Annotated in this window: 15 protein-coding genes; 9 read left to right on the forward strand and 6 right to left on the reverse strand. The window is 64.8% G+C overall.

Features of this window, described 5'->3' with window-relative positions:
• Positions 1-106: 106 nt before the first annotated feature.
• Positions 107-1117, reverse strand: a complete 1011-nt coding sequence (locus ACZBJS_RS35180) for a LacI family DNA-binding transcriptional regulator (RefSeq protein ID WP_316398694.1) — start codon at positions 1115-1117, stop codon at positions 107-109.
• Between the two features lie 98 nt (positions 1118-1215).
• Here ACZBJS_RS35180 and ACZBJS_RS35185 point away from each other — a divergent pair, with 98 nt between their 5' ends.
• The 4 genes from ACZBJS_RS35185 (at position 1216) to ACZBJS_RS35200 (ending at position 6002) form a co-directional block, all read left to right on the forward strand.
• Complete coding sequence (locus ACZBJS_RS35185) at positions 1216-2088, forward strand: phytanoyl-CoA dioxygenase family protein (RefSeq protein WP_463439817.1); 873 nt, start codon at positions 1216-1218, stop codon at positions 2086-2088.
• A gap of 140 nt (positions 2089-2228) precedes the next feature.
• The gene (locus ACZBJS_RS35190; protein WP_316398696.1) at positions 2229-3575 is read left to right on the forward strand and encodes an MFS transporter; all 1347 of its coding nucleotides are present in this window, start codon (positions 2229-2231) and stop codon (positions 3573-3575) included.
• Between the two features lie 3 nt (positions 3576-3578).
• Entirely contained in the window at positions 3579-4439 is an 861-nt protein-coding gene (locus ACZBJS_RS35195) for a sugar phosphate isomerase/epimerase family protein (protein WP_463439818.1), read from the forward strand.
• Between the two features lie 57 nt (positions 4440-4496).
• Positions 4497-6002 carry a hypothetical protein gene (locus ACZBJS_RS35200; RefSeq protein ID WP_463439819.1) on the forward strand — a complete coding sequence of 502 codons (1506 nt, stop codon included), beginning with the start codon at positions 4497-4499 and terminating at the stop codon, positions 6000-6002.
• Between the two features lie 15 nt (positions 6003-6017).
• Here ACZBJS_RS35200 and ACZBJS_RS35205 read toward each other — a convergent pair whose 3' ends face one another.
• Positions 6018-6803 (reverse strand): division plane positioning ATPase MipZ, encoded by a 786-nt coding sequence (locus tag ACZBJS_RS35205; RefSeq protein WP_463439820.1) that lies wholly within the window; start codon positions 6801-6803, stop codon positions 6018-6020.
• Here ACZBJS_RS35205 and ACZBJS_RS35210 point away from each other — a divergent pair.
• Positions 6802-7038, forward strand: coding sequence for a hypothetical protein (locus ACZBJS_RS35210; protein WP_463439821.1), 237 nt, complete (start codon positions 6802-6804; stop codon positions 7036-7038). The two genes, ACZBJS_RS35205 and ACZBJS_RS35210, sit on opposite strands and share 2 nt — an antisense overlap.
• Positions 7039-7044: 6 nt before the next feature.
• Here the strand turns inward: ACZBJS_RS35210 and ACZBJS_RS35215 are convergent, their stop codons facing one another.
• On the reverse strand, positions 7045-7833 hold the full coding sequence (locus ACZBJS_RS35215) for a crotonase/enoyl-CoA hydratase family protein (RefSeq protein WP_463439822.1): 789 nt from the start codon (positions 7831-7833) through the stop codon (positions 7045-7047).
• Positions 7834-7937: 104 nt separating this feature from the next.
• Between ACZBJS_RS35215 and ACZBJS_RS35220 the strand changes: the two genes are divergently transcribed.
• The 4 genes from ACZBJS_RS35220 (at position 7938) to ACZBJS_RS35235 (ending at position 11585) form a co-directional block, all read left to right on the forward strand.
• The gene (locus ACZBJS_RS35220; RefSeq protein ID WP_463439823.1) at positions 7938-8507 is read left to right on the forward strand and encodes a TetR/AcrR family transcriptional regulator; all 570 of its coding nucleotides are present in this window, start codon (positions 7938-7940) and stop codon (positions 8505-8507) included.
• 37 nt (positions 8508-8544) lie between these two features.
• Complete coding sequence (locus tag ACZBJS_RS35225) at positions 8545-9303, forward strand: SDR family NAD(P)-dependent oxidoreductase (protein ID WP_057015277.1); 759 nt, start codon at positions 8545-8547, stop codon at positions 9301-9303.
• A 109-nt stretch (positions 9304-9412) separates the two neighbouring features.
• Positions 9413-10336: a glutathione S-transferase family protein gene (locus ACZBJS_RS35230; RefSeq protein ID WP_463439824.1), complete on the forward strand. Its 924-nt coding sequence runs from the start codon at positions 9413-9415 to the stop codon at positions 10334-10336.
• Positions 10337-10550: 214 nt separating this feature from the next.
• On the forward strand, positions 10551-11585 hold the full coding sequence (locus ACZBJS_RS35235) for an LLM class flavin-dependent oxidoreductase (RefSeq protein ID WP_253624168.1): 1035 nt from the start codon (positions 10551-10553) through the stop codon (positions 11583-11585).
• 84 nt (positions 11586-11669) lie between these two features.
• Here ACZBJS_RS35235 and ACZBJS_RS35240 read toward each other — a convergent pair whose 3' ends face one another.
• The 3 genes from ACZBJS_RS35240 to ACZBJS_RS35250 all read right to left on the reverse strand — a co-directional run bounded on the left by ACZBJS_RS35240 (position 11670) and on the right by ACZBJS_RS35250 (position 18170).
• The gene (locus tag ACZBJS_RS35240; protein WP_057015232.1) at positions 11670-13241 is read right to left on the reverse strand and encodes a porin; all 1572 of its coding nucleotides are present in this window, start codon (positions 13239-13241) and stop codon (positions 11670-11672) included.
• 737 nt (positions 13242-13978) lie between these two features.
• Complete coding sequence (locus ACZBJS_RS35245; RefSeq protein ID WP_076824471.1) at positions 13979-17083, reverse strand: DEAD/DEAH box helicase; 3105 nt, start codon at positions 17081-17083, stop codon at positions 13979-13981.
• Positions 17084-17957: 874 nt separating this feature from the next.
• Positions 17958-18170 carry an enoyl-CoA hydratase-related protein gene (locus tag ACZBJS_RS35250; protein ID WP_463439825.1) on the reverse strand — a complete coding sequence of 71 codons (213 nt, stop codon included), beginning with the start codon at positions 18168-18170 and terminating at the stop codon, positions 17958-17960.
• Between the last annotated feature and the right edge of the window lie 274 nt (positions 18171-18444).

The following is an 18444-nucleotide window of genomic DNA, read 5'->3' on the forward strand; positions in this document are numbered from 1 at the left end:
GGATTCGATAAGGACACTAGCAAACTTATGATTCTAGTGTGCTTTATGAATGCGAAGTTCGTGAAAGTGGCTGCCGCGAAATCGCACGAACTTCGCATTCAGCACACTAGCCGCTGTCGCGCAGCACCAGCTCGAAGCCGAGATCGACGCGGCGCTCGCCGCCGCGCTCCAGCGTCAGCGTCGCCGCGGTACGGCCGATCGCGTCGCCATGCACGCTGATCGTGCTCAGGGTCGGCGAGATCAGCTGGCCCATTTCGAGATCGCCAAGCCCGATCACGGCGACCGGCTGCGCCGATGCAGGCCCGTCGCGCAGCAGCCCGGCCTTGCGCAGCCCGGACATGAAGCCGATCGCATGCGCATCGTTGGCGGCGAACACCGCATCGACACCAGGCAGCCGTGCGTGCGCCGCCACGCTGCCGGAATCCTTGCGGTCCAGGATCAACCGGCGCGGCTCGGCAAGGCCGCCGGCCAGTGCCTCGTCCCTGAAGCCGAACCAGCGGCGCGTGCCGCGTGGATCGTCGCCGCCGATGAAGGCGAGCTGCTTGCGGCCCTGCGCGACCAGATGCTTCGCGACGGCGACACCAGCCTTGTAATTGTCGAAGCCCGCGACCGCGTCGATCGGGTTTGCCGGCAGATCCCAGGTCTCGACGATCGGGATGCGCGCATTGCGCAGCAGGCGGCTGCCCTCCTCGGTCGCCGGCGAGCCGACCATGATGATCGCCTCGGGCCGCCGCGACAGCAGCGCCGCCAGCATGCGGTCCTCGCGCTCCGCGTCATAGCGCGACTGCGCCAGGATCACGGAGAAGCCGAGCGGCTCGAGCTTGTCGGACAGGCCCTGCACCGTGTCGGCGAAGATCGAGTTGGCGATGGTCGGCACCAGCACGCCGACCGAATTGGTCCGTGCGCTCGCCAGCGCGCCCGCCACCAGGTTCGGGATATAGCCGAGGTCGCGCATCGCCCGCTCGACCCGCGCCCGGGTCTCCGGCGCGACCAGGTCGGGCATCCGCACCACCCGGCTCACCGTGATCGAGGAAACGCCGGCGCGCTTGGCCACCTCTGAAAGGGTGGGCGCGGCACCGGCCGGGCCGGTCCCGGGGGCGGTCAGTTCGGAGCTCATGGGCCGGAGCCTGCACGATTCCGGGTTGCCAAGCCATGATGTTAGCGCTAGCATCACCTAATGTTAGCGCTAACATGGAACAGAAAGGGAGAAGCGGCATGATTTCGGACGAACAGGCCCAAGCTTACAAGCGCGACGGGGTGATCGTGGTCCCCGAGGTGCTCAACCAGGAAACCCTGGCGAAGGTGCGCACGGTACTCGCGGAGCTCGTGGCCGGCGCCGCCAGCGTGAGCGAGCACACCGACGTCTACGACCTCGAGCCGGGCCATTCGCCTGACAATCCGCGCGTCCGCCGCATCAAGGCGCCGCACAAGGTGCACCCGATCTTCGACGAGATCGGGCGCAGCCCCGCCGTGATCTCGATCCTCACCAAGCTGATCGGCCCCGGCCTTCGCCTGCACGGCTCCAAGCTCAACATGAAGTCGGCGCAATACGGCTCGCCGGTTGAGTGGCATCAGGACTGGGCATTCTATCCGCACACCAATGACGACATCCTCGCGATCGGCGTGCTGCTCGACGATTGCGATATCGAGAACGGTCCGATGCTGGTGACGCCGAGGTCGCACACCGGCGCCACGATGTGGGATCATCACGGCGAGGACGGCCACTTCGCAGGCCTGATCGATCCCGACCAGATTCAGGACGACATCAAGCGCGCGGTACCCTGCATGGGCAAGGCCGGCAGCATGTCGTTCCATCACGTGCGCGCGCTGCACGGCTCGGCGACCAACACATCGAACCGGCCGCGCAACCTGCTGCTCTATGAAGTGGCCGCCAGCGACGCCTGGCCGCTGATGGGCGTGAAGGACTTCGACGAGTTCAACAGCCGCTTGCTGGCTGGTCCGCCGGTGGTCGCACCGCGGCTCACCGATGTGCCGGTGCGGATGCCACTGCCGCCGGCGAAACGGCAGGGATCGATCTACGAGACACAGTCGGCGTCGAAGAAATCCTACTTCACGCGCGCCGCTTGAGACCTGAGACAATGCCCGCGGCCAGGCCGCGGGCATTGTTGCTTTCACGAGCACGATCCCCCGCGACAACGCAGCACGCGTTTGCGCGGAGATCGTGCCCGATCAAGACGACCATAAAAACAGACATAACGGGGAAACGAATGACCGAGATGGCAAGAGATGGCGCTCGCACATCGCGCCTGCGTGTGATCCTGGCCGCAAGCATCGGCTCCGCGCTCGAATGGTACGACTTCTTCCTCTACGGCACCGCCGCCGCGCTGGTGTTCGGCGAATTGTTCTTTCCGAAGAGCGATCCGGTGGTCGGCACGCTGTTGTCGTTCCTGACCTTCGGCGTCGGCTTCGTGGTGCGGCCGTTCGGCGGCCTTTTGTTCGGCATCCTCGGCGATCGCTATGGCCGCAAGCCGGTGCTGGTCTCCACGCTCCTGATGATCGGCATCGGCACCACCGCGATCGGCTTCCTGCCGACTTATGGGCAGATCGGGATCTGGGCGCCGATCCTCCTGGTCGCGATGCGCGTCATCCAGGGCCTTGGCGCCGGCGCCGAATATGGCGGCGCGGTGATCTATCTGGTCGAGAACGCACCGTCGAAGCATCGCGGCTTCTGGGGCGGCTTCGCGCCGCTCGGCGTCTCCGTCGGCAACCTGCTTGCGGCCGGCGCCTTCGCGCTGGTGACCATGCTGCCGCGCGAGGATTTGATGAGCTGGGGCTGGCGCCTGCCCTTCCTGGCGAGCTTCCTCCTGATCGTGGTCGGCATCTTCGTCCGCATGCGCATCACCGAGACGCCGGTCTACACCGAGGCGGTGGTCGCGCGCGGCAAGGTCGAGAGCAATCCGGCGATGGAAGCGTTGCGCCGACACCCGCGCAACTTCTTCGTCGTGCTCGGCGCCCGCATGGCCGAGAACGGGCTCGGCTATTTCTTCCCGGTGTTTGGGCTGAGCTACGTGATCACCACGCTCGGCGTGCCGAAAGCCGAGGCGCTCAGCGCGCTGATGCTGGCATTCACGGTCGAACTGTTTGCGATCCTCGGCTTCGCGGCATTGTCGGACCGGATCGGACGGCGGCCGGTCTACATGTTCGGCGCGCTGGCCGGCGTGGCGCTCGCCTTCCCGTTCTTCTGGATGGTCGGCACCAAGGAGTGGATCATGATCGCGCTGGCCTTCATCCTGGCGCGCGCCGTGGTGACGGCGGCGATGTTCGGGCCGCAGGCGGCGTATTTCGCCGAGCTGTTCCCGCCGCAACGCCGCTTCGCGGGCTTTGCCTTCGCCCGCGAGCTCGGCTCGCTGCTGTCGGGTGGTCCGGCGCCGTTCGTCGCCACCGCACTGGTGGCGGCCTATGGCACCTGGTGGCCGGTCGCCTGCTACGCGATGTTCCTGTCCGCCTGCACCGTCGTTGCGATCTGGATCGGGCCCGAGACCTACCAGGAGAACATCGCCGCCGACGAAGGCGAACAGGCCGAGCTTCCCGCGGCGATCCCGGCGCGGGCCTGATCGGTGGCGCAGCAACTGCGCGTCCTGCAGTCGCTCTGGGCGATGGAGCGACGGCTGGCCGATGAGGCCGAATGGCCGCTGCAAACCCAGCTCGCGATGATCCGCGATGCCGGGTTTGACGGCGCCGGCGTGCGCTTCATCGATCCTGTCTTTGCGCGCGAGGCGACGAGCTTCCTTCGCGCGCATGGCATGATCTGGCAGGCGCAATGCTACCCGAAGAGCGTCGGCGACCTGAAACCGGTGCTCGAGCTGGTCGCCCGGCTCGGCGCCGATCACGTCAATCTGCAGCCGGACGTTCGGCCGCGCCGGCTCGCGGATTGCATTCCCCTGCTCGAAGGCTGGCGGTGGCTTGCTGCCGAGGCCGGCATCGCCGTGCATGTCGAGACCCATCGCGACCGCATGACGACCGACCTGTTCTTCATGCTCGACCTGCTCGACTGCTTTCCCGATCTGCGGCTCACCGCCGATCTCTCGCATTATCTGGTCGGCCGCGAATTCGCCTGGCCGGTCGATGACGTCAACCACGCGATGATCCATCGCATCCTCGACAATGCCTGGGGCATCCACGGCCGCATCGCGAGCCGCGAGCAGGTGCAGGTCTCGCTCGGCTTTCCGCAGCACCAGGGCTGGGTGTCGCTGTTCATGGGCTGGTGGGACTACGGTATCCGCTCCTGGCGCAAGCGCGCCGGTCCCGACGCGACCCTGACCTTCCTGTGCGAGCTCGGTCCCCCGCCCTATGCCATCACCGGGCCCGACGGCAGGGAACTGTCCGACCGCTGGCAGGATGCGCTGGTCATGAAGGACATGATCCGCGCGCTGTGGGATCGTATCGCGAACGAGCCGCAAGGCGCGCTCCCGCATTGATTCAAGCAAGCCACGGCGGCATCCTGAACGCCACAATCCGGAACGCCGCGAGGACTTGTGCGCGACCGCTGGGCTTATCCGCTTCGATGCCTCGCCGCCGTCTCGGCCATGGCAGCCTTCGCGCATACGAAAGCGGCCGCGGCAGAGCTCGCCCTGAATGTCGCGACCCTGCCGCGCGTCGCGACCATCGACCCGCGTTTTCAGTCCTACAACATCGAGATGGTCGAGGTGACCGGCGGACGGTTCTGGAAGCCCTATGCAACCGCCGCCACGCGTCGGCGTGCAGAGACGGAGCGGTTCGCAGCTCGCACTCCGATCGACCTGCACGATGGCAGGCTGCGCAAGCTCGCCGCCGAGCTCTCCCCTGCCTATCTGCGCGTCAGCGGGACCTGGGCCAACAGCACGTTCTTTGCAGATTCCGAAACGCCACCGGCTGCACCGCCGGCCGGCTTCAACGGCGTGCTGACGCGACGGCAGTGGCGGGACGTGATCGAGTTCTCGCGTGCCGTCGACGCTCCGATCGTCACGTCCTTTGCGATCAGCGCGGGCGCGCGTGACGCCGAGGGGCAATGGAGCCCCGGGCAGGCCCGGCAACTTCTCGCTTTCACGCGATCGGCCGGCGGGCGTATCGCCGCAGCCGAGTTCATGAATGAGCCCGATCTGCCGACCATCGGCAGCGCCCCTAACCGCTACGATGCTGCGGCCTACGGCCGGGATTTTGCAGCGTTCCGCGCCTTCATGAAGGACACCGCGCCCGACGTGACGATCCTCGGCCCCGGCACGATCGGCACCGGCGCTGAGGCCCAAGCGCTTTTCGCCGTATCGGCAGCCGGCGTCGACGCGGTCTCCTATCATCACTATGGCGCGCTTTCGGCGCGATGCGAAGGTGATCGCAGGGCAAGGCATGCATTGTCGGACGAATGGCTGGCGCGAACCGGCGAGAGCCTCGCCCTCTACGAGACGCTGCGCGACCAGCTTGCGCCGGGCAAGCCGATCTGGCTGACCGAGACGGCCGAGACCGCATGCGGCGGCAATCGCCTGGCCGCAACCTTCGCCGACACGTTCCGTTACCTCGATCAACTCGGACGGCTGGCCAAGGCCGGCGTCCAGGTGGTGATGCACAACACGCTTGCGGCGAGCGACTACGGGCTGCTGGACGAGCGAACTCATCTGCCGCGGCCGAACTATTGGGCTGCGCTGCTGTGGCGGCGGTTGATGGGCACCATTGTGCTCGATGCCGGTATCGCGGAGCGTCACGGCTTCCATGTCTATGCGCATTGCGCGCGCGACATGCCTGATGGAATAGCCCTGCTCGTCATCAACAATGACCGGCGGATGCGGCACAAGCTCACGCTCTCAGCCGCCTCGCAACGTTACACGCTCGCGAGCGAAAAGCCTGCCGACGGCAACGTTCAGCTCAATGGCGCGACGCTCTTGCTCGGGACCTCTGACCGTATCCCCGCCCTCAACAGCGACGCGGCTGTCGCCGGAACGATCGTCTTCGCACCCAGAACGATCACGTTCCTGATCGTCGCCGACGCCGGCAACGCCAATTGCCGGTAGCGGCCCGACGTCGCCTTACGCCGCGTCGCGGCTGGCGTTGGAGGATTCCGGCGGGCGCGCCACCAGATGGCCGAGCATGATGGCAGTCATCAGCCGCTCCATCTCGAGCCGCGCGGTGACATGCGACATGGTCGGCCGGCTACCGAGTGCGAGCTGGCTGACGTCGTCGATCGCCGTCAGTCCGCGCGGATAGAATTCGCGGAAGATCACGCGTTCGGCCAGGCCATCGACCAGGCGGAAATTCAGCGTCTTGGCCAATTCGCTCAAGGCTTCGCCGACCAAGCGCTTGTTGCGTGACCCAAGCGTGGAGAGGCGGTTGCGCAGCACCACCCACTCGAATGCCGGCTGATCGTGTGTGCTGCGCTGGCGCCGCGCCTCCTCCACCATCTTCGAATAGTGGCTGATGCCGGTCACCTTGAACTCGTTCGGATCGACGGTGCCGAGCACGTCGAAATCGAGGAAGCTGTCGTTGAGCGGCGTGATCAACGTGTTCGCCAGCGAATGCGTGAACGTCGTCAGATAGGTGTCATGGCCGGGACAGTCGATGACGACGAAATCGTGCGACCGGCCGAGCCGCTCGACGATCTCGGCAAGCGCGCTGCGCCCGAGCGTCTCGACCTCGCCGCTCCTGCCGCTCACCGTCTCGAAGCACATATGCGCGGGAACGCCGAGATCCAGCGAGGTTTCCCGCGCCCAGTCCCACCGGTTCTCGACGTAGTGCGTCAGCGACTTCTGCTTGTTATCGAGATCGATGGTAGCGACGCGCTGACCCGCCTTGATCAGCGTGATGGCGATATGCATGGCAATTGTCGACTTGCCCGAGCCGCCCTTGTTATTTCCGACAACTATTACTCGTGCGTTTGTCATGGGAATCCATACCGGACGCTTGAGTGAAAGCAGGACGAAACAGAATTTAATGAATGGATCGAATCTCCCTGATTCGATGAATCTCGACAAGAGTCGCTGCTACATTGTCGTGATCGAAATCAAGAAGCTGCGACATCATTGTCACAGCTTCTTCGAGCGCGTATCGTGAACGCAACTAGCGTCCCTGAAACACCGCGGCGCGGCGCTCAATGAACGACTTGATACCCTCGGCCGCATCTGATGTGTTGAGCACACGTTCGCGGATCTGCGGAATGATCGCGATTGCCGCCTGCTCGCCGGCTTCGATGAACTTGCGGCCCGCCTCCTTGGTCACCTGGATTCCAAGCGGCGCATTGCGCGCGATGATCTCCGCGAGCGCCATCGCGCGCTCGACCTGCTGGCCCGCCGGCACGACTTCCTGCACGAGACCGATCCGATGCGCCTCGGCGGCGGTGAACTCGTCGCACAGCAACAGGTGATACATCGCATCGCCCCACCCGGCGCGGCTGATATAGCGGAAATGCGCGCCCGCCAGCGGCGCGATGCCGCGCTTGGCTTCCATCTGGCAGAAGCGGCTGTCGTCCGCGGCGATCACGATATCGCCGGCCAGCATCATCTCGATGCCGACGGTGAACACGATACCCTGCACCGCCGTGACGATCGGCTTCCGGCAGCGCTTCGACAATCCGAACGGGTCGACGTTGCCCTCCGGCAGCGGCTTGCGCGTCGCCGTCGGACCGAAGAATTTCGGCATGTCGAGACCCGCGGTGAAACTGCCGCCGGCGGCGCAGAGCACCCCGACCCAGAGGCCGTCGTCATTGTCGAGCAGCGTCAGCGCGTCGGAAAGCTCAGCCATCATCTCCGGACTGAAGGCATTCTTCTTCGCGGGATTGTCGATGATGATCTTGAGGATGTGGTCGTGCCGCTCGTGGCGGACCCGCCCTTCGCTCGCGCTGCCGGACATCAGTTCCTCCCTGCTTTGTGACTGGATAATTTCTGAATGATGGTTGTCATCCAGATGCATGATGGTCATAATCCAGAAAGAGAGTCAAACAGGGGCGAGGCGAGATGGGCCATTCCCAGGCCGACAAGGCCAGGAGCCGTGAGCGTATTCTGAACGAGGCTGCGACGCAGATCCGCGACAAGGGCCTCGACGCGCTCAGCATCGGCGGCCTGATGCAGCAGGTGAAGCTGACCCATGGCGGTTTCTATGGGCACTTCGCCTCGCGTTCCGACCTGATCGCCGCGGCTCTGGAACAAGCGCTGCATGCAGGCGAAGCGTCGGCTCACGCGGCGCGCGATCCCGACAAGCCGGGCAATATCAACACACTGGTGCGGAGCTATCTCAGCCGCGCCCATCGCGACTCGCCCAAGTCGGGCTGCGCGATCGGCGCGCTGATCTCGGATGTCGGTCGCGCCGATGCGCAGTGCCGCGCGGTGATAGAGCCGCACATCGAATCCTTCATCGCCAAGGTCGCCGAGACGTTCGGCGACGATGACGACGGCAACGCAATCCTCGCGGTGAGTGCGATGGTCGGGGCGCTGGCGATCTCGCGCGTCCTCACCGACCAGAAGCGGTCCGATGCCGTCCTGCGCACCGTGCGCGACAGCATCATCGCGATGGCGTCCGACGAATGATTTCGCCCGCGCCGCGGGCACCTTGATGGAGCAAGCCATGAACGACCGATCCGCCCTCGAGCCGACCGCCGTACAAGGAAGCGTGCTGATTGCCGGCGTCGGCGCGTCGAACGGCCTCGGCGCCGCGATTGCGCGTCGCTTTGCCGCCGGCGGCTATCCCGTCGCGATCGCCGGCCGCAATGCCGACAAGCTCGCCGCGACCGCGGCCGAGCTGGCCGCAAGCGGCGCAACGGTCGCGCATGTGGTCGGCGACGCCTCCACGGCGGCCGACGTCGCGCGCTTCGTCGCGGCGGCCGAGCGGCTCGCACCGCTCGCGATGGCTGTGCACAATGCAGGCTCCAACCGGCCGGCACCGTTTCTGAAGGTCAGCGAGCAGCGCTTCGAGGAGCACTGGCGCGAACACGCGCTCGGCGGTTTCCAGCTGGCACAGGCCGCGATCCCCGCTTTGCTTGCGCGCGGCGGCGGCACGCTGGTCTTTACGGGCGCCAGCGGTTCGCTGCGCGGCAAGGCCAACTACTCACCGTTCGCCGCCGCCAAGGCCGCGCTGCGCGCGCTGGCGCAGAGCGTGGCGCGGGAATTCGGGCCGCAGGGCATCCATGTCGGCCATGTCGTGGTCGATGGCGGGATCGAGGGCGACCGCCTGCTGAACATGCGTCCGCAATTGAAGGACGAGCGCGGGCCGGACGGCATGCTCAACATCGCGGCCATCGCCGACGCCTATTGGGTGCTGCATCACCAGCATCGCAGCGCCTGGACGCTGGAGCTCGACCTGCGGCCGTGGGCGGAGCAGTTCTGAACGCGCTGCGCCGCCCTCCCGCCCGTGAATATAGGTTGCGATCGGCCGGAATCTTGTCAGCTTATGCGGCAAGGTCCGTCGAGATCGCACCCTGTCCCGGGAGAAGGCCATGTCGCAGCCCACGCCGATCCTGCACCATTTCGATCAATCGCCGTTCTCCGAGAAGATCCGCATCATCTTCGGATTCAAGAAGCTCGCCTGGAGCTCGGTGCGGATCTCGCGGATCATGCCGCGGCCGGACCTGATGCCGATGACCGGCGGCTATCGCCGCACGCCAACGATGCAGATCGGCGCCGACATCTATTGTGACACCCAGATCGTCATCCGCGAGCTGGAGCGGCGCTACCCGACGCCGACGCTGTTTCCGGCCGGCAATGCCGGCATGCCCTGGGCGCTCGGCATGTGGGCCGACCGGCCGTTCTTCCAGAACACGGTCAACCTCGTGTTCGGCTTCATCGGCGACAAGGTCCCGCGGGATTTCATCGAGGATCGCGAGAAGTTGCGCGGCGGCAAGTTCGACGTCGCCGCCATGACCGCGGCGCTGCCGCAGATGCGCGACCAGTTCCGCGCCAATATCGACTGGATCGAGGCGCAACTCGGCGACGGCCGGCCGTGGCTGTTCGGCGAGTTCAGCCTCGCGGACGTCAGCGCCTACATGAACGTGTGGTATGCGCGGCAGAGCCTCGCCACGATGGACGAGATCATGAATTCCTTTCCGCGCGTTGTGGCATGGGAGGAGCGCATCCGCGCCATCGGCCACGGCACGCGCACCGAGATGTCGTCGGCCGACGCGCTCGAGATCGCGGCGAAGGCGCGGCCGGAGTCGCCCGTGTTCGGCGACCCCACCGACCCGAACGGTCGCAAGCCCGGCGACGTCGTTGCCGTGATGCCGGATGACTACGGCAAGATCCCGGTGCGTGGCGAGATCATCTCGCTGTCGGCGCAACACATCGCGATCCGCCGGTCGGATGAGCGCGTCGGCGAGGTTGTGGTGCATTTCCCGCGCGCCGGCTTCCTGGTGGTCCCGGGCTGATTGGCGCAGGCTGCTCCGAAAGCGGGCCTGGAAACGCTGCGTTTCGCGGCGTGACCTTGCCGGCCCGCTGAACCGGCAATAGTTCCCATCTATCTCCAACCCAAGGCTCCACAGCGCAGGCTTGCGGATCGATCCGCAGCAACCCGACCTTTCGGCCTGCGTGCGATGGGTGGCCCGTGGCGGATGCTCCGCCACGCCGACAACCGGACTGACCATGACGACCTCCGTCGAATTCGGGCTTGATACGTTTGGCGACGTCACCAACGACGCCGCCGGCACGCCGCTGCCCCATGCCCAGGTGATCCGCAACGTCGTCGACGAAGCGGTGCTGGCCGATCAGCTCGGGATCGATTTCATCGGGCTCGGCGAGCACCACCGCGCCGATTTTGCGATCTCCTCGCCCGAGACCGTGCTGGCGGCAATCGCGGCACGCACCCAAAACATCCGCCTCGGCTCGGCGGTGACCGTGCTGAGCTCGGACGATCCGATCCGCGTCTTCCAGCGCTTCGCCACGGTCGACGCGGTCTCGAACGGCCGCGCCGAGGTGATCCTCGGCCGGGGCTCCTTCACCGAGTCGTTCCCGCTGTTCGGCTTCGACCTCAGGCAATACAACGAGCTGTTCGAGGAGAAGCTCGATCTGTTCACCGAACTGCTCAAGCAGGAGCCGGTGACCTGGCAGGGCAAGCTGCGGCCACCGCTCAAGAACCAGTCGGTCTATCCGCCGGTCGAGCACGGCCGGCTGAAGACCTGGATCGGCGTCGGCGGCAGTCCCGAATCGGTGGTGCGCGCGGCGCATTACGACCTGCCGCTGATGCTTGCCATCATCGGCGGCGATCCCAAGCGCTTTGCACCTTATGTCGACCTGCACCAGCGGGCCTACCAGCAGTTCGGCCGCGAACCGAAGCCGATCGGCGTGCACTCGCCGGGCTATGTCGCCGAGACGGACGCGCAGGCACGCGAGGAGCTGTGGCCGGACTACAAGGTCATGCGCGACCGTATCGGCAAGGAGCGCGGCTGGCCGCCGATGGGCCGCGACGAGTTCGTGGCCGAGGCCGAGCACGGCTCGCTCTATGTCGGCGCGCCGGAAACCGTTGCTCGCAAGATCGCGGCGACCGTCAAGGCGCTCGGCGCGGCGCGCTTCCAGCTGAAATACTCGGCGGGCCCGCTGCCGCACGACAAACTGATGAAGAGCATCGAGCTCTATGGCCGCGAGGTGGTGCCGATGGTGCGCGACATGCTCGCCGCGTGACGTGCCAGAACCAATATCACAAAGCAAAACCCCCGGCGCTTTCGCGCCGGGGGCTCTGTTAGATCGCAATCAGATCAACCGGTATTACCAGTTGCGCTGAGCGCGGAGCAGCAACATGTAGGTGTTCTGGTCCTTCAGCTCGTAGATTGCGCCGGGCTTGCCGATCGTCGGGCTGCCGGGGAAGGCGACCGTACCGGCGAAGCTCTGGTCCAGACGGGTGTAGGTGAAGTCGGCCGAGAAGGTCAGGTTCTTCACCGGGGTCCACTGGGTCTGCGTGCCGAGCTGCGCGATGCTGTAGTCGGGGTTGCAGGACGTCAGAGCCGAACCAGCACCGAAGAAGTTGCTGAGCGAGCCACCCACGCCGTTGCCGGCCGGACCGCAGATGTAGCCCTTGGCCGTGCTGTTGTAGTTAACCTGGGCCCAGGCACCGTAGATGCTGGTGTTCCAGTTCGGGTTCCAGTTGTGCACGTAGGCACCGCGGAAGCCGTAGGTCGTGATCAGCTGCTGCTGACCGCCGGTCACGAAGATCGAGTCCGGCGCGATGCCGAAGCCGATGCTCTGATAGGCGCCCGGAACGTTGGTTCCGCCGAAGATGGTGTTGCCACCAGCCGAACCGGCGAGGTCCTGGATGTTGTAGCGGGTTGCACCGTTGGTGTAGACACCCTGCAAGTTGATGGTGTCGCCAGGTCCGGTCGGGATGTTCTTGATCGACAAGGCCAACGCACCAGCCCAGCCCCACTTGTCGTCCGGATGACCGGTCAACTCGGTGCCGCCGTAGTAGGCCGCGTGGTTGTTATGCGCGGCGAACGATGCCTGGAACAAACCCCAGGCCTGATCGACGCGCAGCATCGCGACGAGATCCGGAGCGATCGTGCCGGCGTAGTCGCTGATACCGAACACGTTGGTGTTGCCGGGAACGCCGAAGGTGACCGGCGCGCCGAGGTTGACCACGCCAGCCTGATAGTAAGCCGTCTGGTCCTGAGCCGACAAAGACAGCGACACGCCGTTGCCGAACTGCGCGGTGTAGGTGAACTGGTTCACACCAGTGATCGTGCCGCCGCCGCCGACGAGACCGTCGTAGCTGTTGCCCGGGTAGTTGGCCCACGGAGCCGAGAACTGCGAGACCGCCTTACCGATGGTGAAGCCGGCGAACTGAATGAATGCGTAGTAGACACCGACCGTACCAGCGGCGACGTTACCAGAGCCGGCATTGTTCGGAGCCGCAGACGTACCGATCGGCGAGTAAACGGTCGAGCCGTTGCCCAGACCGGCATAGTTGTCTGTCGTCCAGGAGAACGTCGCATCGAAGAAGGTGCGGACCACGCCGTATTCGGTCGCGGTGCGCGTATCGATGTTCAGATCTTCACGCGAACGCCAGGTGTAGCCGTTGGTGAAGCGGTTGTTCGCACCACCAGCACCCGAGGTGTTGCCGGTGTGGTCCGAGTTGGTGTTCGCCAGAACGTCGACGCGCAGGTAGCCGCCCAGCTTGATACAAGTGTCGGTGCCCGGGATGTAGTAGAAACCGGGACCATACAGGGAGCAAACCTTCACGTACTCGACCGCTTTGGCCTTGACGGGAAGATCGGCCGCCTGAGCTCCGCCGACCGCGACGAGAGCCGCCGCCGAGCCGAGGATAAGGCTCTTAACCATCTTCATGTTAAACCTCCAAGTTGCTCTATCTCAGGGAAGGTTCCGGATCCGCCGGGTAAAACACCCTCAGGTTGGTTCCCTTGTCCCTTAAATCCCCGCTTAGTCGCTTCGCGTCTTCGGACACACCCGCATGAACGCGAGGGACTTAAGCGAACCACCTAGAACGGGACGACCTCGGGATGCCCCCCTCCGTCGTAGTTCCATATGAGACAGAAGGCCCCCGATCACGCAACAAAAGACCGCTCGGTTTGGGGCGAGTTGCGGCTGTTTTCGGGCAAATGTTGCACAAATATCACGGACTTTTGAATTGCGGCATTTCCGCAAGCCATTGAAACAAAATACGAATATTTCAGTTACCGCTATCGGGCACAAGATTGGGCAACACCACGCGGAACGGTGTGCAAAACGCGTAGTCCTACTGAGAAAGCGATTGCTGAAGCCGGCTTCGGCAGCGCTGATTCCGGTATCCGGGCACGACGTTTCGGCCCAAAACGCCGCGATTTGAACAACATAACCCGCCCTGAATACCGTCGACTCGCGCCTGGAAGGGCTTTCCGATGGCTCGGAGCAGGCCGAATGACGGCGGGCGGTTCGCCACGCATGTGCAGTAACGATGCTACATGTCACTGGGATGTCAGCGCGCAGAATCGGTCGATTTGTTCTCCGCAGCTCCGGCGCGCTGAAATATCTCTACTGCGCGCGGCGCACCCGCAAGGCTCGTCTCCGACGTAGCCGCGTCGCCCTCACTCGTCCAAAATGTCCAGGAGATCCTCGATCCGCTCGAAAGGCGGCTCGTGTATGTTGTCCGAATAGAACACGCGATCGCCGTCGCGCTGGAGCGAACGTGCTCTGGATTTGGGCAGCCTCCCGGGAAGGAACGTCGCCGCGACGGCCTCCGGACCGACATCGAGCCTCACGATCCCTCGCCGCTTGCAATCGATCCTGAGCCTCGCCGCGGCGAAGAAGTCCCGCCCCGCCGACGGCAGCCTGCCGAAGCGGCGCGAGGTCTCTTCCTCGAGATCCTCCAGATCGTCTTCGCTCCGGCACCTCGCGGCACGGCCATAGATTTCAAGCCGCACGGATTCCGATTGCACATAGCTCCTGGGCAGCAGATCCGCGAGCGGAAGGTTGAGATCGGGCACCCACATATCGGCGGACCGGTCGTTGGTCTTCTCCGAGGCTTGCTTCAGAAGGTGGCTGTAGAGCACCGGACCGAAAACCTGCACGTGGCCGGATTGCCGCTCCGAAAGCAGATCCCCGGCGCCTCTGAGGTCGAGATCCCGCTCGCTGATCGCAAAACCGGCGCCCGGTCTGCTGAACTCCTCCAGAACGGCCAAACGCCTCCCGGATTGTTCCGAACTGGATTCGGTCAGCATGTATGCGAAGGCTCGTGTCCCGCCGCGTCCCACCCGGCCTCTGAGCTGGTGGAGCTGTGCCAGACCGAACTTTTCCGGCCAGCAGACCACGATGGTGTTCGCCCGGGGGATGTCGAGACCGCTTTCCACGATGTTGGTCGCCAGGAGGACGTCCGCCTCGCCTTCGACGAAGCTCATCATTCGATCGTCGATTTCGTCGACGGGTAGCTTGCCATGCAGGCAGACGATGCGGAGCTCCGGGGCCATCGACTGCACGCGCGCCAGCATCGGATCCAGATCCTGGATGCGCGGACAGATCAGAAAGCTTTGCCCGTGACGTCGCTGCTCGCGCAGCAATGCTGCGGCGATGGCGGCGTCCGAGAGCGGAGCGATCTTGGTCGCGACCGGAAGCCGATGAACGGGCGGGGATGCGATCACGCTCAGCTCCCTGAATCCCGCAAGGCCCGCCGCAAGTGTGCGCGGAATCGGCGTGGCACTCATCCACAGCGTATGGGCGCCCTTCGCCAGCCCTGAAAGCTTCGCCTTCTCGGCCGCGCCGAAGTGCTGCTCTTCGTCGACAATGACCAAGCTCAGCTTGGCGAACCTCACGTCCTTCGATGCGATCGCCTGCGTGCCGACCACGACCTTCATCTTGCCGCTTCGCAGGCCCTCCTTGGTCTCCTTCACCTCCGGAGCCGACGTCGCCCGCGACAGGCTTCCCACTTCGATGCCAAGCGGAGCAAACCGTTTGCGGAAGGTTGCAACGTGCTGCCTTGCCAGAACAGTCGTCGGCACGACGACGGCGACCTGCTTGCCCGACAGCGCAACGGCCGCCGCCGCGCGCAATGCCACCTCGGTCTTGCCAAACCCGACGTCGCCGCAGACGACCCGATCCATCGGATGACCGGACGCCAGATCATCGAGGACGTCGCGAATTGCCTTCGCCTGGTCGACGGTCGTGAAATACGGAAAGCGCGCGACGAACCGCTCATAGGCGGGACCGGGAGCGACCAGCTTGGGAGCGCGCCGGCGGCGCCGTTGCGCGATGTGTTTGGCAAGCGCCTTGGCGGCAGTCTGGATTTCCCGCTCCGCCTTGCCACGCCGCGTCCACCACGTACTGCCATCGGCCCTGTCCAATGCCAGCTTGCCGAGCTCCGCGGCATACGGCCAGATCAGCGCAAGATCGGCCGGCGGAACGAGGACGGCATCATCCCCCGCGAATGCCAGCCTGATCATCTCGCGCGATGATCCCTTCCCCATATCGAAGGTCTGCAAGCCATCGAGCACGGCCAGCCCGCGTTGCAGATGCACGACGACCGCGCCGCGCTCCGGCACGTCGGGATGATCGAAAGCCGAGCTCCAGGCTCGCGCCATGGGCTGCGGATGATGCGCCCTGCTGCCGAGCACGTCGGTCGCCGTCACGACGACGAGCGGCTTGCGCCCTGAGCCGATGAAGCCGGTGTCGAAGTCGGCCAGCAGCGCGCCTTCGCCGCCCCGCCCCTTCGCCGCCTCGTTCCAGTCGGCGAAGCGCTCCGCCTTGATCCCGCTCATTCGCTCCATCGCGCGCAGGTCATCTTCGACCGCCGCGACAAACAGCAGCCGCGATCCGGCGCGCTCGGTGTCGGCGACAAATGCGCGAAGAGCCTTCCGCGATGAGGCGACCTTCGAGAAATCAGGCGTGGCGGTGAAAGCTGCCTTTCGGGGCAGCGAGCTCATCCGTTTGGTCAGCCGTTTCCAGTCAGCGGGCCCCAGATACTCGCGCTCCGCCTCCCTGCGGCCGGCCGCCTCCTTGATCGTGCTCAGCCAGCTATCGGCGTGGCCCGAAACGCCGGCGTCCGCGATCCAGCGCGCGCGCTGACAATAATCCGGCAGCGCCGCCCGCTGTGCCCGCTTGCCTCCCAACGCGATCCGTTCGGACATCGGGTCGATGTGCAGTTCCTCCGCGTCGAACACGACGTCGTGCTCGTCTGGATCGACACCGGCGATTCTGCGGATCACGCCACCGGAATGCTCAATTCTGAACGGCCCCAGCGCGCCCGCGGGAAATACCTCGAACGTCATTCCGTGGAACAGAGCGCTGCCGGGATAATCCGCCTCTTCGTCGAGATCGTATCCCAGAGCTTCCAGACGATCCTTGAGTTCCTGCTCGGAATAGCCCGCCCCCACCTTCAGGCTGATGCTGAGGCGCGCCGAGCTGGCGGGCAACGGCAACCGCTCCATGATCGCCTCGGCCGTCGACACCAGGAAGACCGGCTTCTTGCTCCGGGCGAGGCGCCTCAACACCGAACTGCGCCGGCCGGCGATCTCTCGTGACGGCTCCAGCCCGTCAAAGGGCAAGGTATTCAGCCTCGGGAACACCAGCACCTCGAGCGAGGGATCGAGCGAATGCAGCACGCTGCCCAGGCGCTCTGCCCTGTTCTCGCTTTCCGCAAGGAAAACGATGCCGTCCCGCCCGGATTTCTTCCATTGCTCGAGAAGATGAAGCGCCAGCATGCCAAGCGGTGAGGAAGACGAGATCCCGGAACGCGCCGATCCCTTGCTTTTCTTCTTCGCGCCAGCAGCAGCGCGGGCCTTCTTGGTATTCGCCACGTCAGATCCGTCGTTATGTCGTGATTACGATCGCCCGTTGACCTGGATCTCCGGGCGACTCGGGGCTTGTCGCCCGCCGCCATGGAAGCGAAAGCGGCACAGATTTCCAGCCAAGCCGGCCCAATCCGCCCGAAATGGCGGCGGGGGCGGCCGGCAAAAAAAACGATTCCTCTCTTGAAATCAACGGCTTGCTTGCTGGCTGGGGCGGGAGGGATCGAACCTCCGAATGGCGGAATCAAAATCAACTAGATTAATGAACGATATCAAGGCCCTTTTGGAAAAAAATAAGAAAAACACCCGCCAGCGATTTCAATAGCTAGCCAATCGTTTCCAAATGAGGAGCCACTCGAATTCCTCGTCAGCAGATTAGACTGGAATCGGCGCGAGACCCCTCGGGCTCCCTTAACGGTCGGCGCAATGCGGCACTTGAGCTCTCGCGATGTGAGACGTCATGCGTCTGTGCGTCCAGCGGAGCCCTGACACTCACCTGAGACCAGCTTTCCGTCGGCATTAAGGCTTCTGCATTTGAGCCGGCGAGCGAGCGGCTGCCCTCGCGGGCCGAGGCCATCCTCAAGCTCCTACGTTCGTCGGTCAAGCCATTGGCCATAGGACGGTTCAGGGCAGGCCCTGGTAAGGCTTTTTGGCCAATGCCAGGCCCTCGGCACCTCGGCTCGATATCCCTACACCATCTCAAGGCGCGAGCGACTGGGCCGGCGACGACCTCATGCACGAACCCAATTTCGTGGGCTCGCGTCCCGTCAGGGTCAGCCCCGCAGGATTATCTCAAGCGTTTTGGCTTTACCAATGATCTTCGGGAAGCGTTGGGTAGTGCCGTTACCGGGAAAGTTGTCGATGCGCGTCTCCGGCAGACCGATTGCTGTGACGGATTCCCGGCGACGCGCAGATCGCACGCCAGCGCAAGCTCGAAGCCTCCACCCATGCACAGCCAGTTGATCGCTGCGATGACCGGCTTCTCAACTGCTGCAATCATGCCCGTGAGGCCCCGCCGTGTTTTCCGCCCTCAGCAAGCCGCTGCTGTAGATTCCAAGTGAAAATATGGCTCGGCAACGGGCAGCAGTCCAAGCGAACCCAGACGTTCAGAGCGACGAATAAAACCGAGCGACCGCTGCACCGGACTTGCCGCCTGGTCCGTCACAATTGCCTTGCTCAGCTATATCACGGCCCCAGAAGTGCGTGAGGAGGCGCGATCATCGGCCGGCCGGGCCGAACAAGGCGGCTCGATCCAACTTGGAACCTCTACGGGG

The sequence above is a fragment of the Bradyrhizobium sp. KZN70725 genome, from assembly GCF_055264925.1.